Origin of the sequence: Myxococcus qinghaiensis (assembly GCF_024198215.1) — a bacterium.
Lineage (GTDB): Bacteria > Myxococcota > Myxococcia > Myxococcales > Myxococcaceae > Myxococcus > Myxococcus qinghaiensis.
The window spans coordinates 112974-126415 of record NZ_JAKCFA010000010.1 but is presented as its reverse complement, the minus strand read 5'-3'; the positions used below and the strand labels follow the sequence as shown (position 1 = coordinate 126415).

Below are 13442 nucleotides of genomic sequence, written 5' to 3'. Positions count from 1 at the left end.
TCGGGCTCCCGCTCGGAGGGCGTGACGCGCAGGCGCATCGCCTCCCTTCCGGACCGCGCGGCGGGCAAGCATCCGACCGCGACACGAGGAGCCTCTCGTAAGGGAGGCACTGAGGCACGACGCCTGAGCGGCGGGACCTTCAGTGGGCGTGCAGGGGACGCAAGGGGCGGCCTCCCCGTGCTCGGGTGTCCTCGCGCCCCGCGCGCATGAGCGCTCCGCCCACGAGCAGCAACACGACACCGAACGCGAGGAAGCCCAGGTCCCACGCGAGCTCATGCGGGCCAGGCTTCACATGGTGAAGTCCGAGGAGCTGGTGGTCGATGAGTCCTTCGACGACGTTGAAGAGACCCCACCCCGCGAGCACGCCTCCCGACAGGATGCGTCCACTCCAGGGGACGTCCACGCGCCTCCCGGCACGCCACAACAGCACGAGCCCCGCCGCCGTCGTCAGCCACGTGAAGGCATGGAACAGGCCGTCCCAGAACATGTTCACCTTGGCGCTGACCAGGTCCGTGACGGGCACCTGGCTGGCGAGCATGTTGTGCCACTGCAGTATCTGGTGCAGCAGGATGCCGTCGACGAAGCCCCCCATGCCCACGCCCAGCAGCAGCGCGGCGGCCAGCAGCGGACGCCGGTTCACGGCGACATCAGGTCCCTGGAGTGCGTTCGTCATGACTCCTCCCGGCTGGCGTGGCGTCGCGCCGATGCACCCGGCACGCCCTGACGGCCCGCGCCCCAGGGAAACCCCACGATGAGCGCGACGAGGCAGAGCACCACGAGCAGCGGCATCAGCGTCAGCGCGAGCCGCCCCACGAAGTGCTCGTTGTAGATGCCCGCCTCGACCCGAGGACGACAAGTCTCACAGGCCCAGGCCCCGGTCGACATCAGGCCCAGGGCCAGGATGACGGTGGCCCTGAGCCGCGCGGCGATTCGCTTCATGTCCCGCAAGCTGGAGACGCGCGCGGCAATCCCCTACCGGCCTCGCGCGCCTACCCACTCCAGGCGACGGCCGGCCGGCTGGAGGGCTTCAGGGCGCGCGGGCCCCGAAGCTCTTCCCCGTGAAGCCGCCGGCTGGGGAGGCACACCGAGCCGCCTCCCCCTTCCCTCCCTGCCCGGCGCCTGGAGTCTCACCGGCCCAGCGGCCGTGAGCGCGGCTACCCGTGGGCGTGGGCCTCTTCGTTCGGAGGAACCTCCGGAGGTGGCACCGACGGCGTGGTGGGCCCCGTCAGGAGCGCCTTCGCCGCGTCCACCGCCTCGCACGTGCCTGTCAGCGCGAGCACGTCGCCCACCTGGAGGACCTCCTGCGCGGTGGGCACGGACACGCTCTCCTCGCCGCGCTGGATGGCCAGCACTGTCGCGCCCGTGAGGCCGCGCAGGTTCACCTGCGCCAGCGTCTTGCCCGCCACGGGGCTCTTCTCCTCCAGTCTCACGGAGGCCGGAGCGCCCAGGCCCGGCAACAGCCCCTGGACGTGGTCCAGCGCGTGCTCGTCCCCACCCGGCTCCTTCGAGTGCGACTGCGCCGCCAGCGCCGCGACGATGACCTGCGCTCCGGCGCGCACGTGGCCGTGCAGGTTCGTCGCGCCCCGCCAGAACGCCACACCCAGCGCGCCCACCAGCGCCAGCACGATGAGGGGACCGGTGGCGCCCTTGAGGAAGGGCTGCGTCACCACGACGATGGGGATGCCCACCAGGAGGATGATTCCCACCTGCAGCGTGACGAGCAGCACCCGCCGAGGCGCCACGGCCAGGTCCAGCTTGCCGTCCTTGCGCGCGGGCAGCGCCGCCTCCGCCAACGTCGCGCCCAGCCGCCGGGCGATGCCGATGACGCCCAGGATGAACGGCACCGCGAGCAGCACCGCGCCACCGAGGATGACGTTCTTGGACACGTCCTCGTCCAGCCCCGTGCGCGTCTCGACGAAGCCCGCCATGCGCTCGGCCGACATCGTCGTCCCAATCACCAGCGTCACCAGCAGCACGGCGTCCAGCACCAGCAGGCGAATCAGCCGCCGCACGCCCGCGCCCAGCGTCTCCCGCCTTGGCGCCTGACGCAGCCGCTCCACCCACGTGCCGTACAACGTGACGAAGGTCTGCAGCGGCTTGGGCAGCTTGCGGTCCACCCACGTGGCCACCGGCCCCGACACCTTGATGAGCAAGGGCGTGGTCAGCGTGGTGATGGCCGACACGGCCACCGCCACCGGATAGATGAACGAGCCGGTCGCCTTCAGCGACAGCCCCAGGCCCGCGATGATGAAGGAGAACTCACCAATCTGCGCCAGGCTCATGCCCGCCTGCACCGACGTGCGCGTGCCGTTGCCGGTGAGGAAGGCCCCCAGCGTCACGCTGATGAGCTTGCCCAGGATGACCACGCCGGTGAGCACGAGGATGGCGGCCCAGTGCTCGACGATGAGTTCCGGGTTGATGAGCATGCCCACCGACACGAAGAAGATGGCCGCGAACATGTCGCGCACCGGCTGTACCAGGTGCTCCACCAGCTTCTCCTCGCCCGACTCCGCCACCAGCGAGCCCGCGAGGAACGCGCCGAGCGCCACCGAGTAGCCGAACGACTGCGCCAGCAGCGCCACCGCGAAGCAGATGCCCACGCTCGTCACGAGCGTCGTCTCCGGCCGGTTCAGCTTGATGACCGCGCGCATGGCCCGGGGGATGATGAACAGGCCCACCGCCACCAGCCCCACCAGGAACGCCACCAGCTTGCCCGTGGTGAGCGTCAGGTCCGTCACGTTCAGGCCCGCGCCCGTGGAGATGGCCGTCAGGGTCGCCATCAGCAGCACGGCGATGAGGTCCTCGACGATGAGCACCCCCACCACCAGCTCCCGCAGCTTTCCCTTGATGCCCTGCTCGTCGAACGCCTTGGCGATGATGGTGGTGCTGGAGATGGCGATGAGCGCACCGGTGAAGAGGCTCTCCAGCGTCGTCCACCCGAAGGCCCGCCCCACCACGAAGCCCAGCCACACCATGATGCTGCACTGGATGACGGCCGTGACGCCGGCGGTGAAGCCCACGGAGAACAGCTTGCGAAGGCTGAACTCCAGCCCCAGCGAGAACATCAGCAGGATGACGCCCAGCTCCGACAGCGTCGTGACGACGTCCGGATTGGCCACCAGCGGAATGGGCACGAAGGGCCCCACCACGAGGCCCGCGAGGATGTAGCCCAGCACCACGGGCTGTCGCAGCTTCTGGAAGAGAACGGTCGTCACCGCGGCGACGCACAGGACAATGGCAATGGCCTGGAGGACCTCGTGGGCTCCGTGCATCAGGTCACCTCAAGAATGGGAAGCTCGGCTGGGACACGACCTGCCCCGCCCCGAGAAACCGGAGACAAGGGCCGTCGCGCGCGAAGGAAAGGAAAAGACGTCGTAACGCCCGAAATACCGCCGGGCTCGCTCAAGCGCTCGGTGCCGGAGGGACGCCGGCGCGATGCTCACCGCTCAAGCGCCTGGCGGAGGGCCTCGCAACGGGCGGGTGACGATGGAGGGCCGGTCCGCGATGTCCCCGCTCGAGGTGGGGGCCGCCGCGGACCGACGTTCTCTCAAGGTGACGCGCGCGACGGCGTGCCGCCGCTCCCGGCCCCAGCGATGGAGGGCCTGGAGGTCGGGTGCGAAGGGGGTGCGGCCCCGCGCGGAGGACGGCGGGGAGAAGGCGTGGCCGGAGCCGACGTGGAGCCCCGAGTCCCAGCCCCCCAGGTCGGTGACGTGGAACTGCGAGCCCCAGCGGCGAGAGGACCCCTTGGAGGACTTCGCCCCCTGGCGCACGGACGTCGCGCCGGTGTCCAGGTAGAAGCCCCGCTCCGCCGCCGTCACCGTGGGGCACTCGGCGGCCTCGGCGCGCAGGACGGTGGCCAGCACCAGGGTCATCCCCAGGGCGAGCAGCACCGTCCGGAGCGTCTCGCTCCCGGAGCCGGGCATTCGCGATGTCGTGCCGGGGGAGCGCATCACTCGTTCAGGTACTACGCCGGACCTGGGCCCGTAAAGCGCGCCCTGCCTCACGCCCGCCAGTCCGCTGGAGCCTGGCTACTGGCGCGGACGAGGTGGCGGGCGCTGCCCCCTCGCGAGCACGCCGGACCCGCTTCTCGAGCCCCACGCCACCGGATGAGGCCGTCGCTGACGCGGGGGGACGACGCCCCGCTCCAGGCGGGTGCGTCACGGCGCTGTAGGGCCATGTCCCCCCGGACCGAGCTCCGCGGCGTCGTCGCATCGGCCCGAAGTCGCGGCCGTCACCCCCGTGTGGACGGGGAGAACGTCCACCGGTGCACATCCAAGGCAGGCGGCGATTCGGCGCGCGGCGGGGCCTGCCGGTTCGGAGGATCAGACCTAACTTGAGCGCGTGCTTTCACGATTCTTGCTCTACGGGTGCACGGGTTGGGTGTTGGAGGTCCTCTTCACCGGGGCGGGCGCGGCCTTGAGCAGGGACAGGAGCGCCACGGCGCGCACCTACCTGTGGATGCACCCCATCTATGGGGGCACGGCCCTGGCGCTCGAGGAGGTCTCCGCGCGGCTCAAGCCCCTGCCCCGGCCCCTGCGGGCGCTGGCCTACACCGCCCTCATCTTCGGGGCCGAGTACGCCACGGGGTGGATGCTCAGGAAGCTGCTCGGCCGCTGCCCGTGGGACTACGCGCCTCACCGGTGGAGCGTGCACGGCCTCATCCGCCTGGACTACGCGCCCGCCTGGTACCTCACCGCGCTGATGTTCGAGCCGGTCCGGGACGGCCTGCTCCACGTCACCAGCGAGGCCCTGCGCCACACCCCGGAGTACCGGGAAGCGGAACAGGCGGGGGAATTGCCCGTGTGCCTGCCGGAAGGCCAGGCCGAGCAGGCCGGGGTGGTGGCCTCGCGCTTCGAGCAGGCCCACTCGGAAGCAGCCCCCTGAGCGACTTGGACTCGGGCCTCCGAGTCCTATGGCCGACTGCCCCCCAGGCGGTTATTGGAGCGCCGCCGGCTTTTCTTCCTCCGTGCCGCGTCGCGTAGTACCTTCGCGACTGCTCTTCCCACGCGCCAGCGGGAAATTCCGCCGACTCTTCGAAAGTTTCCGCCCTCGTATGTTCGACTGGCTTCACACCCTTTTTTCGCGCGACCTCGCCATCGACCTCGGGACGGCGAACACGCTCATCTACATCCGCGGTCAGGGCATCGTGTCCAACGAGCCTTCCGTGGTGGCCGTCCAGCATGACGCGCGCGGGGGCAAGAAGGTCCTCGCGGTGGGCAAGGAAGCCAAGGAGATGCTGGGGCGCACGCCGGGCAACATCGTTGCCATCCGGCCGATGAAGGACGGCGTCATCGCCGACTTCGAAATCACCGCGGCGATGCTGCGCTACTTCATCCAGAGCGCGCACAACCGCAAGACGCTGGTCAATCCGCGCATCATCATCGGCATCCCCTCCGGCATCACCGAGGTGGAGCGTCGCGCGGTGCGTGAGGCGGCGGCGAACGCGGGAGCGCGCGAGGTCTACCTGATTGAGCAGCCCATGGCGGCGGCCATCGGCGCGGGCCTTCCGGTGACGGAGCCCAGCGGCAACATGATTGTGGATATCGGCGGTGGTACGTCCGACGTCGCGGTCATCAGCCTGGCCGGCATCGTGTTCGCCAAGAGCGTGCGCATCGGCGGCGACAAGCTGGACGAAGCCATCATTCAGTACGTGAAGCGCAAGTACAACCTGCTCATCGGTGAGCGCACGGCCGAGCTCATCAAGATGGGCATCGGCACCGCGTACCCGACGGACGAGGTCATGACCATGGAGATCAAGGGTCGCGACCTGGTGGCCGGTGTGCCGCGCACGCTGACGGTGTCCAGCGACGAGGTCCGCGACGCGCTCGCCGAGCCCGTCAACGGCATCGTCGAGGCCGTGAAGCTGACGCTGGAGCGCACGCCGCCGGAGCTGGCGGGTGACATCGCCGACAGGGGCATCGTCCTGGCCGGTGGTGGCGCGCTCCTGAAGAACCTGGACACGCTCTTGCGCGAAGAGACGGGCCTGCCCGTGTTCCTCGCGGAGGACCCGCTCTCCGCCGTGGTGATGGGCGCGGGCAAGGCGCTGGAGTCGCTCGATATCCTGCGGCAGGTCTGCCAGCCGGGCTGACACGGCCCGGAGCTGAGTCCCGCGTGCGCCCACGGCGCCGTGCCTTTCACGAGGCCGGCGCCGTTCGTGTATCCGGGGCCTGTTTGACAGCCGTGCGGCGCCTGGATTGTGGTGCGCCGCATGAGCTCATTCTCGGTTCGTCACAGGTTGTCGGGAGTCCTCGCCGCCACGCTGCTGCTGTCCACGCCCGCCCTGGCCGACTGGGTCGGGGACCTGCGGGTGAAGAGCGCGCCGCTGCCCGGACAGAAGGGGGCGGCCCCGGAGACGAAGGGCAAGATGTTCGGCCGTCCGGGCATGCTGCGCATGGACCTGGCGCCGGCCGAGGTCCCCGGCGGCATGTCCATCATCTTCGACTGGGAGAAGCGCACGGGCACGACGCTCTTCCACGCGAAGAAGGCGGCCACGAGCCGCAGCCTGGATGACCTGTCCGTGAAGATTCCCGGCACCTGCGTGGGCAAGGCGCAGGACTTCGACGCCTGCTTCAAGGAGCAGGGCTTCAAGAAGGTCGGCACGGAGAAGGTCAACGGCCACCCCACGGTCGTCTACGAGGGCGTGCCTCCTGGCGCCGAGGACAGCATCCAGCGTCAGAAGGTCTGGCGTCCCACGGACCTGCCCGAGGTCGCCTACGTGCGCAGCCAGACCTTCGGCAAGGACGGCAAGGTTCAGGCGGACATCGAGGTCACCAACATCAAGATGGGCGCGCAGCCCGCGTCGCTCTTCACTGTCCCCTCTGGCTATGAGGAGCTGGATGCCACCAGCGCCGCGCCTCCCATCATGGGGTCCTTCAAGCCCGAGGACTTCAAGGGCAAGACGCCCGAGCAGATTCAGGAGATGATTCGTCAGCGCATGGGCCAGCAGGGCACGCCGCCCGCGAAGACGAAGTAACGCCGCTCGCAGTGAGTATGCTGGGGGTGTTCCCACTCGAGGAGCCCGCCATGTCCACCGCACCGCAGCAGGCCGAGCAGCACCACCGTATCGACTACATCGAGCTGCCCGTGAAGGACATCGCGGAGGCGAAGCGCTTCTATGGCGCCGTGTTCGGCTGGAAGTTCGAGGACTACGGCCCGGACTACGCGAGCTTCATGGACGGGCGGATGAACGGAGGCTTCAACAAGGAGCTGGAGGTGTCGAAGGGGGGCGCGTTGCTGGTGCTGTATTCGAAGGACCTGGACGCGACCCTGGCGAAGGTGCGCGAGTCCGGAGGGCGCATCGTGAAGGAGACGTTCACCTTCCCCGGAGGCAAGCGCTTCCACTTCGCCGACCCCACGGGCAACGAACTGGCGGTGTGGACCGAGCCGTGAGGCGCTGTCGATGCGCGTCCCGCTGACGGACCTGTCGTCGCCGACTTGCTGAAGCAGCGAACGACCATGTCGGGTTCCGTCTCTACTTCGCTTGCCTCACCCCACGCGGGACGCCGCTCCGCCGCTTCTGGCGCCCAATGCTCGGGCCTGGGGGCGGCGGTGCTTCGCATACAGGTCGTCTCGCCATGCCAGGAGGTCGGGGAACGCGGCGGCCAGTGACTCGTGATGCCAGATTTCGCGTGTCCCCGGACCGAGCGGCATCCACGCATCATCCACCGGCCGTGCGAACTGGAGCATCATGCATGCGGTGATGTCCGCGTAGGTGAAGCCGTCCTCCAGATAGGGCCTCCCTCGAAGCTCCGCGCGCAGGTGCTCCAGCGCGGGGATGGCCGTCTGTTGAATCGCCGTCTCCGGGTCCACCAGCGCCTTGTGCTTGCGTGCGATGAAGCGCGCTCCCAGCCGGGCCGTCGGCGCGGAGACACCTCGGAGGAAGCCAGGGATGAACGAGGGCAGGCTCTCCTCCTGCGCGCGCGGATGGTGGGACAGGCGACTCACCACGCTGGAGCGGGCGATGCCCAACACCTGGTCACTCAACGCCTCCCAGCGCTGGATGGCGGCCATCGCGCTCTCGGGAAACAGAGCCGCCCCCTGCCCCAGCGTCTCCGCGCGACGGGCGATGGCGAACGAGCCCGTCGTCGCGACGCCCTCCCCGACGAACATCGGCACGGAGGGATGCGTGCCTTTCGGGGTGCGCCAGCGCAGGGCCAGCTCACCGATGAGCGGCAGGTGCTCGCGGTAGCGATAGTCCACGCGGTGATGGTCCAACGCCCAGCGAGCCTTCTCCGTCCAACCCGAGTAGTGCATCCCGTAAAGAGTGCGCATGCGCCGGGACGCTACCGCCACCACGGGCTTCATGCATACTGGCCCCATGCCTCCCTCTCTCCGGCTTCACCTCCGAGACTTGAGCAGCGCCCTGGTCGCGGCCTGGCGCAAGGAGTTCGCGGACCTGCCCGGCGTCACCATCTCCCACGGCGACATCTTCTCCGAGCGAGAGGGCACCCTCTCCTCCGAGGCCCCCATCGACGTGCGCGCGGACGCCATCGTCAGCCCCGCCAACAGCTTCGGCTTCATGGATGGCGGCATCGACGCGGTCTACACGTACCAGCTCGGCCCCCAGGTCCAGGAGCGACTCCAGGCGCTGCTCGCCCAGGAGCACGGCGGCGAGCTGCCCGTGGGCTGCGCCGTCATCGTGCCCACGGGACGCGAGGAGATTCCCTGGTGCATCAGCGCGCCCACCATGCGCGTCCCCTCGGACGTCAGCGACACCGTGAATGCCTATCTGGCGTTCCGTGCCTCGCTGCGAGCCGTCCTCGCCCACAACGCCACCGCGAAGCACCCCATCCGCACCGTGCTCTGTCCCGGACTGGGCACCGCCGTCGGCCGCATGCCACCAGCACGGTGCGCGAAGCAGATGAAGGAAGCCTGGCTGAACACCGTGCGGGGACCGCCGTACATTCCCGTGTCGGTGGGACAGGCCTCCGACGATGACTGGAAGCTGAGACAGTAGCGCCGCGCGGGTCCTCCGCTTCCTCGGCCCCGTGGTACAAGCCGGCCCGATGAGCCCCGCCAAGAAGACCCGGTCCGCGCGGAAGAAGTCTCCGGCCACGAAGTCATCGGCCGCTGGGAAGTCCGCTCCCGCGAAGCCCGCACGCGCGAAGCCCACCACTGCGAAGTCCGTGGCCTCGAAGCTCGCTCCCGCGCAGTCCACGCCCGCCACCGCGACGCCCACGGGCGATTTGCCCATCGTCTTCTTCGCGAATGCGGAGGCCTTCGACACCTGGCTCCAGAAACACGCCGCCACGTCGCGCGGTGCGTGGCTCAAGTTCTCCAAGAAGGGCAAGAGCCCCGTGTCCCTCACCTACCAGGAGGCACTGGAGGTCGCCCTGACGTGGGGCTGGATTGACAGCCAGAAGGGTCGCTTCGACGACTCGGCCTATGTCCTGAAGTTCACCCCGCGCGGGCCTCGGAGCATCTGGTCGAAAATCAATCGCGACAAGGTGCTCGCGCTCATCGAAGCAGGCCGGATGAAGCCCTCGGGCCTGGCCGAAATCGAGAACGCGAAACAGAACGGACGCTGGGAGGCCGCCTATGACTCCCAGAGCAAAATCACCGTGCCCGCCGACCTCGCGGCGGCCCTGGCCGCCCATCCTCGCGCGGAGGCGTTCTTCGCCACCCTCAACTCCGTCAACCGCTACGCGGTGCTCTTCCGCATCCACCACGTGAAGAAGGCCGAGACGCGCGCCCGCAAAATCGCCGAGTACGTCGAGATGCTCGGCCGGCACGAGAAGCTTCACAACTGACGCAGGACGCTCCACCTCCGACATGGCCGAACCCTCCAGCAATCCACCGGTGCTCTCCGTCCGCGAGCTCTGCAAGTCCTACGCGAGCACCGTCGCCGTGGATGGCATCTCCTTCGAGGTCGGTCGCAACGAAATCGTCGGCCTGCTCGGCCCCAACGGCGCCGGAAAAACCACGACCATCAACATGGTGCTCGGCGTCCTGGAGCCCACCTCCGGCGCCATCCACATCCAGGGCGTGGACCTCTCCAAGCGCCGCTCGCAGGCGCTCGAGTACACCAACTTCGCCGCCGTCTACGCGCCGCTCCCCGGCAACCTCACCGTCGTCCAGAACCTGCGCTACTTCGGCATGATCTACGGCGTGAAGCGCGTCTCCGAGCGAATCGAGGCCCTGCTCCAGGAGTTCGACCTCACGCGCTTCCGCGACACCAAGTGTGGCGTGCTGTCCTCGGGAGAGCAGACGCGCGTCGCGCTCGCCAAGGCCATGCTCAACCGGCCCCAGCTGCTGCTGCTCGACGAGCCCACCGCCTCGCTGGACCCGTCCACGGCGCGCGATATCCGCGCCCGCATCCGCGACTTCACCGCGAAGGGCACCGGCGGCGTGCTGTGGACCTCCCACAATATGTACGAGGTGGAAGAGGTGTGCGACCGCGTCCTCTTCATGTCGCGCGGCAAGGTGCTCCTCCAGGGAGACCCTCGCAAGCTGCCTCACGAGCACGGCAAGGCGACGCTGGAGGAGCTGTTCATCACCGTGGCTCGCGAGCCGCTCGCACTGGAGCACCCCTAGCCATGCGACTGTCTCGCGCCGCCGCCATCGTCCTGCGCCAGTTCTACCTGCTGCGCGGAAGCCCCTCGCGCGTCTTCCCCCTCTTCGTCTGGGTGGCCATCGACATCGTCCTGTGGGGCTTCATCACCCGCTACCTGGGCACCATCACCCACCAGCCGGGCATGGACCTGTTGCCCGCGCTGCTCGGCGCGGTGCTCCTCTGGGATTTCCTCACCCGGGTGATGCAGGGCGTGACGATGGCCTTCTTCGAGGACGTCTGGTCGCGCAACTTCCTCAACGTCTTCGCCACCCCGATGACAATCACTGAGTACGTCACCGGGCTGGTGCTCTCCAGCATCGCGACCAGCTCGGTGGGGCTCGTCGTCATGCTCGTCGTCGCGGGCGCCGTGTTCGGCCTGTCGATGCTCGTCTATGGCGCCATGCTGGTGCCGTTCCTGCTGGTGCTGTTCCTGTTCGGAATCGCGCTCGGCATCATCGGCACGGCGGTGGTGCTCCGCCTGGGGCCCTCCGCGGAGTGGTTCATCTGGCCCATCCCCGCGCTCCTGTCCCCGTTCGTCGGCGTCTTCTATCCACTGTCCACCCTGCCCTCGTGGATGCAGGCCATCGCCCGCCTCCTGCCCCCGTCCTACGTGTTCGAGGGCATGCGGACCATCGTCGCGGGTGGCTCGGTGTCGTGGACGACGGTGCTGATGGGGGGCGGCCTCGCCGTGCTCTACATCGTGCTGGCCGCCCTCTTCTTCAACCGCGTGTTCCGCCTCGCCGTGCGCACGGGCCTCATCGCCCGCTACAGCGCGGAGAGCGTGAGCTGAGCGCTCAGTCCATCAACTGCTGCGACAGGTAGACGTGGTGCAGCGCCCACCGGCGCGCATTGAGCATCGGGTCCGAGTCGTTCGAGTGCCCGCCATCGGTGTTCTCGAAGTACAGGTACGGCAGCCCCATCGCCTCCAGCTTCGCGGCGAACTTGCGCGCGTGGCCCGGGTGCACGCGGTCGTCCTTCGTGTTGGTGGTGATGTACGGCTTGGGGTAGCGCACGCCCGGCTTGAGGTTCTGGTAGGCGGAGTATTTCGAGATGAACGCCGCGTCCTCGGGGACGAACGGGTTGCCGTACTCGCCCACCCACGACGCGCCGGCCGGCAGCTTCGGGTAGCGCATCATGTCGATGAGCGGGCTTTCAATCACAGCCGCGTTGAGCAACTCCGGGTGCTGCGTCATCACCACGCTGGTGAGGACGCCACCGTTGGAGCGGCCGTAGATGCCGATGTGCTTCGGTGACGTGAGCTTGCGGCGGACCAGGTCCTCCAGCACGGCGGCGAAGTCGTCGAACGCCCGCTGACGCTTCTCTCGCAGCGCGGCCTGATGCCAGCGCGGACCGAACTCGCCACCGCCCCGGATGTTGGCGACGACGTACGCGCCGCCACGCTCCAGCCACAGCTTGCCCATCTCCGGCAGGTACATGGGCGGCTTGGAGACCTGGAAGCCGCCGTAGCCGTACACCACCGTCGGCGTGACACCGCCGGCCTTGGGCTTCACCGGCCGCACCAGGAAGTACGGCACCCGCGTCCCATCCTTCGACTTCACCCAGAACTGCTCCACCCGGTGCTTGGATGAATCAAAGCGCGCCGGCAACGCCTTCACCTGCTTCACCGTGCCCGCCGCCGCGTCGCCGAGCCACAGCGACGTCGGCTCCAGGAAGCCCTCCGCGCCCGCGAACAGCTTCTCGTGCGAGGACGACGTGGCCACAATCTCCACCGACGCGTTCTTCGGCATCGCCAGCCGCTTGCGAGTCCAACGGCCCTTGCTCGACGAATAGACATCCAGCGCGCCCTTCACGTCCTCGTACAGGTTGACGAGCAGCCGGGTGCGCGTGGCCGACACGCGCTCGATGGCCTGACGCGGTCCAGGCTGGAAGATGAGCGTGGGCTTCGCCTTCGCCGCGTCCTGCTTCAGCGCCTCCAGCGACCAGGCCAGGAGCGCGCCCTGCTTGAAGCCGCCCCAGTCCTCTTCAATCGTGAAGACGACCTGCCCCTGGACGAACGCATGGAACGACACCTTGCGCGGGAAGGGCAGTCGCACCGGCGCCGCGTCCCCGAGCAGGAACAGCTCCGACTCGTAGAACGTCACCGCGCGATTGATGAGCACGCCCTGGAGCTGTCCGTCCGCGTCGTGCAGGACGGTGGGCGAGGCGGACACATCCGTGCGCTCACCTCGAAACACCTCGGTCGCCTGCTCCACCGGAGTGCCGCGCTTCCAGCGCTTGAGCACGAACGGGTAGCCGGACTCGGTGAGCGTGTCACCGCCCCAGTCCTGGCCCACGAGCAGCGTGTCCGCGTCCAGCCACGACACGGACTGCTTGCCCTCCTTCAGCCGGAAGCCTCCTTCGACGAATTGCTTCGTCCCAGCGTCGAACTCGCGCGACTCCACCGCGTCCTTGCCGCCGTTGGAGAGGGAGACGATGCACTTCAAGTCAGCGGGCGGCAGGCAGTCGATACCCTTCCAGACCCAGGGCGCACCCTCCTGCTTCGCCAGCGCATCCACGTCCAGCACCGTCTCCCAGGGGATGGTGGCGCTCGCGTAGCCCTCCGTCGTCGTGTGCCGCCACAGCCCACGAGGGTTCGTCGCGTCCTGCCAGAAGGTGTCCACGCCCCCGGCGCGGAAGGTGGGCGTGGGGATGCGGTCCGTGGCGGTGAAGATGCGCAGCGCCTCCGCCTGGAAGGGCTCGAAGCGCGGGTCTTTCTCCAGCACCGCCTCCGTCTTCGCGTTCTGCGCGCGCACCCACTCCAGCGCCTTCTGCCCCTGCACCTCCTCCAGCCACAGGAAGGGGTCCTCTTCGACCGCCATCGCCGAGGAAGCGGCCAAAAGCCCGGTCAGCAGCGGCGCGACAAACAACCTGCCCATGTGCTCATCTCCTG

14 protein-coding genes are annotated in these 13442 nt (G+C 68.7%); 8 read left to right on the top strand and 6 right to left on the bottom strand.

Going from position 1 to position 13442, the window contains the following annotated elements:
* Window positions 1-139: 139 nt before the first annotated feature.
* From LZ199_RS20370 to LZ199_RS20355, 4 genes are all read right to left on the bottom strand, one after another.
* Complete coding sequence (locus tag LZ199_RS20370) at window positions 140-673, bottom strand: DUF2243 domain-containing protein (RefSeq protein WP_253995403.1); 534 nt, start codon at window positions 671-673, stop codon at window positions 140-142.
* Window positions 670-939, bottom strand: a complete 270-nt coding sequence (locus LZ199_RS20365; RefSeq protein WP_253995402.1) for a hypothetical protein — start codon at window positions 937-939, stop codon at window positions 670-672. The genes LZ199_RS20370 and LZ199_RS20365 overlap by 4 nt, the downstream gene beginning before the upstream one ends.
* Window positions 940-1154: 215 nt before the next feature.
* Window positions 1155-3272 carry a cation:proton antiporter gene (locus LZ199_RS20360; RefSeq protein WP_253995401.1) on the bottom strand — a complete coding sequence of 706 codons (2118 nt, stop codon included), beginning with the start codon at window positions 3270-3272 and terminating at the stop codon, window positions 1155-1157.
* A gap of 174 nt (window positions 3273-3446) precedes the next feature.
* Window positions 3447-3923, bottom strand: a complete 477-nt coding sequence (locus LZ199_RS20355; RefSeq protein WP_253995400.1) for a hypothetical protein — start codon at window positions 3921-3923, stop codon at window positions 3447-3449.
* A gap of 418 nt (window positions 3924-4341) precedes the next feature.
* Between LZ199_RS20355 and LZ199_RS20350 the strand changes: the two genes are divergently transcribed.
* The 4 genes from LZ199_RS20350 (at window position 4342) to LZ199_RS20335 (ending at window position 7389) form a co-directional block, all read left to right on the top strand.
* Window positions 4342-4884 carry a putative ABC transporter permease gene (locus LZ199_RS20350; protein ID WP_253995399.1) on the top strand — a complete coding sequence of 181 codons (543 nt, stop codon included), beginning with the start codon at window positions 4342-4344 and terminating at the stop codon, window positions 4882-4884.
* Window positions 4885-5053: 169 nt separating this feature from the next.
* Window positions 5054-6088, top strand: a complete 1035-nt coding sequence (locus LZ199_RS20345) for a rod shape-determining protein (protein WP_141641347.1) — start codon at window positions 5054-5056, stop codon at window positions 6086-6088.
* 120 nt (window positions 6089-6208) lie between these two features.
* The gene (locus LZ199_RS20340; protein ID WP_253995398.1) at window positions 6209-6973 is read left to right on the top strand and encodes a LolA family protein; all 765 of its coding nucleotides are present in this window, start codon (window positions 6209-6211) and stop codon (window positions 6971-6973) included.
* Between the two features lie 50 nt (window positions 6974-7023).
* Window positions 7024-7389 (top strand): VOC family protein, encoded by a 366-nt coding sequence (locus tag LZ199_RS20335; RefSeq protein WP_253995397.1) that lies wholly within the window; start codon window positions 7024-7026, stop codon window positions 7387-7389.
* 96 nt (window positions 7390-7485) lie between these two features.
* Here LZ199_RS20335 and LZ199_RS20330 read toward each other — a convergent pair whose 3' ends face one another.
* Window positions 7486-8271, bottom strand: a complete 786-nt coding sequence (locus LZ199_RS20330) for a glutathione S-transferase family protein (RefSeq protein ID WP_253995396.1) — start codon at window positions 8269-8271, stop codon at window positions 7486-7488.
* Window positions 8272-8350: 79 nt separating this feature from the next.
* Between LZ199_RS20330 and LZ199_RS20325 the strand changes: the two genes are divergently transcribed.
* Genes LZ199_RS20325 through LZ199_RS20310 form a run of 4 tightly spaced genes read left to right on the top strand, consistent with a single transcriptional unit; the run spans window position 8351 to window position 11342 of the window.
* Complete coding sequence (locus LZ199_RS20325; protein WP_253995395.1) at window positions 8351-8956, top strand: macro domain-containing protein; 606 nt, start codon at window positions 8351-8353, stop codon at window positions 8954-8956.
* Window positions 8957-9005: 49 nt separating this feature from the next.
* A complete protein-coding gene (locus LZ199_RS20320; protein ID WP_253995394.1) occupies window positions 9006-9749 on the top strand; it encodes a YdeI/OmpD-associated family protein in 744 nt (247 codons plus the stop codon).
* A gap of 22 nt (window positions 9750-9771) precedes the next feature.
* Window positions 9772-10533: an ABC transporter ATP-binding protein gene (locus LZ199_RS20315; RefSeq protein WP_253995393.1), complete on the top strand. Its 762-nt coding sequence runs from the start codon at window positions 9772-9774 to the stop codon at window positions 10531-10533.
* A gap of 2 nt (window positions 10534-10535) precedes the next feature.
* Window positions 10536-11342 carry an ABC transporter permease gene (locus LZ199_RS20310; protein ID WP_253995392.1) on the top strand — a complete coding sequence of 269 codons (807 nt, stop codon included), beginning with the start codon at window positions 10536-10538 and terminating at the stop codon, window positions 11340-11342.
* Window positions 11343-11346: 4 nt separating this feature from the next.
* On the opposite strand, the gene LZ199_RS20305 is transcribed toward LZ199_RS20310, so the two are convergent.
* Entirely contained in the window at window positions 11347-13428 is a 2082-nt protein-coding gene (locus LZ199_RS20305; protein ID WP_253995391.1) for a prolyl oligopeptidase family serine peptidase, read from the bottom strand.
* Window positions 13429-13442: the final 14 nt, after the last annotated feature.

Coding starts and splice junctions, on each gene's coding strand:
- LZ199_RS20360 (WP_253995401.1), bottom strand. CDS start 3,272: ATGCACGGAGCCCACGAGGTCCTCCAGGCCATTGCCATTGTCCTGTGC.
- LZ199_RS20370 (WP_253995403.1), bottom strand. CDS start 673: ATGACGAACGCACTCCAGGGACCTGATGTCGCCGTGAACCGGCGTCCG.
- LZ199_RS20320 (WP_253995394.1), top strand. CDS start 9,006: ATGAGCCCCGCCAAGAAGACCCGGTCCGCGCGGAAGAAGTCTCCGGCC.
- LZ199_RS20365 (WP_253995402.1), bottom strand. CDS start 939: ATGAAGCGAATCGCCGCGCGGCTCAGGGCCACCGTCATCCTGGCCCTG.
- LZ199_RS20310 (WP_253995392.1), top strand. CDS start 10,536: ATGCGACTGTCTCGCGCCGCCGCCATCGTCCTGCGCCAGTTCTACCTG.
- LZ199_RS20315 (WP_253995393.1), top strand. CDS start 9,772: ATGGCCGAACCCTCCAGCAATCCACCGGTGCTCTCCGTCCGCGAGCTC.
- LZ199_RS20330 (WP_253995396.1), bottom strand. CDS start 8,271: ATGCGCACTCTTTACGGGATGCACTACTCGGGTTGGACGGAGAAGGCT.
- LZ199_RS20335 (WP_253995397.1), top strand. CDS start 7,024: ATGTCCACCGCACCGCAGCAGGCCGAGCAGCACCACCGTATCGACTAC.
- LZ199_RS20345 (WP_141641347.1), top strand. CDS start 5,054: ATGTTCGACTGGCTTCACACCCTTTTTTCGCGCGACCTCGCCATCGAC.
- LZ199_RS20340 (WP_253995398.1), top strand. CDS start 6,209: ATGAGCTCATTCTCGGTTCGTCACAGGTTGTCGGGAGTCCTCGCCGCC.
- LZ199_RS20355 (WP_253995400.1), bottom strand. CDS start 3,923: ATGCCCGGCTCCGGGAGCGAGACGCTCCGGACGGTGCTGCTCGCCCTG.
- LZ199_RS20305 (WP_253995391.1), bottom strand. CDS start 13,428: ATGGGCAGGTTGTTTGTCGCGCCGCTGCTGACCGGGCTTTTGGCCGCT.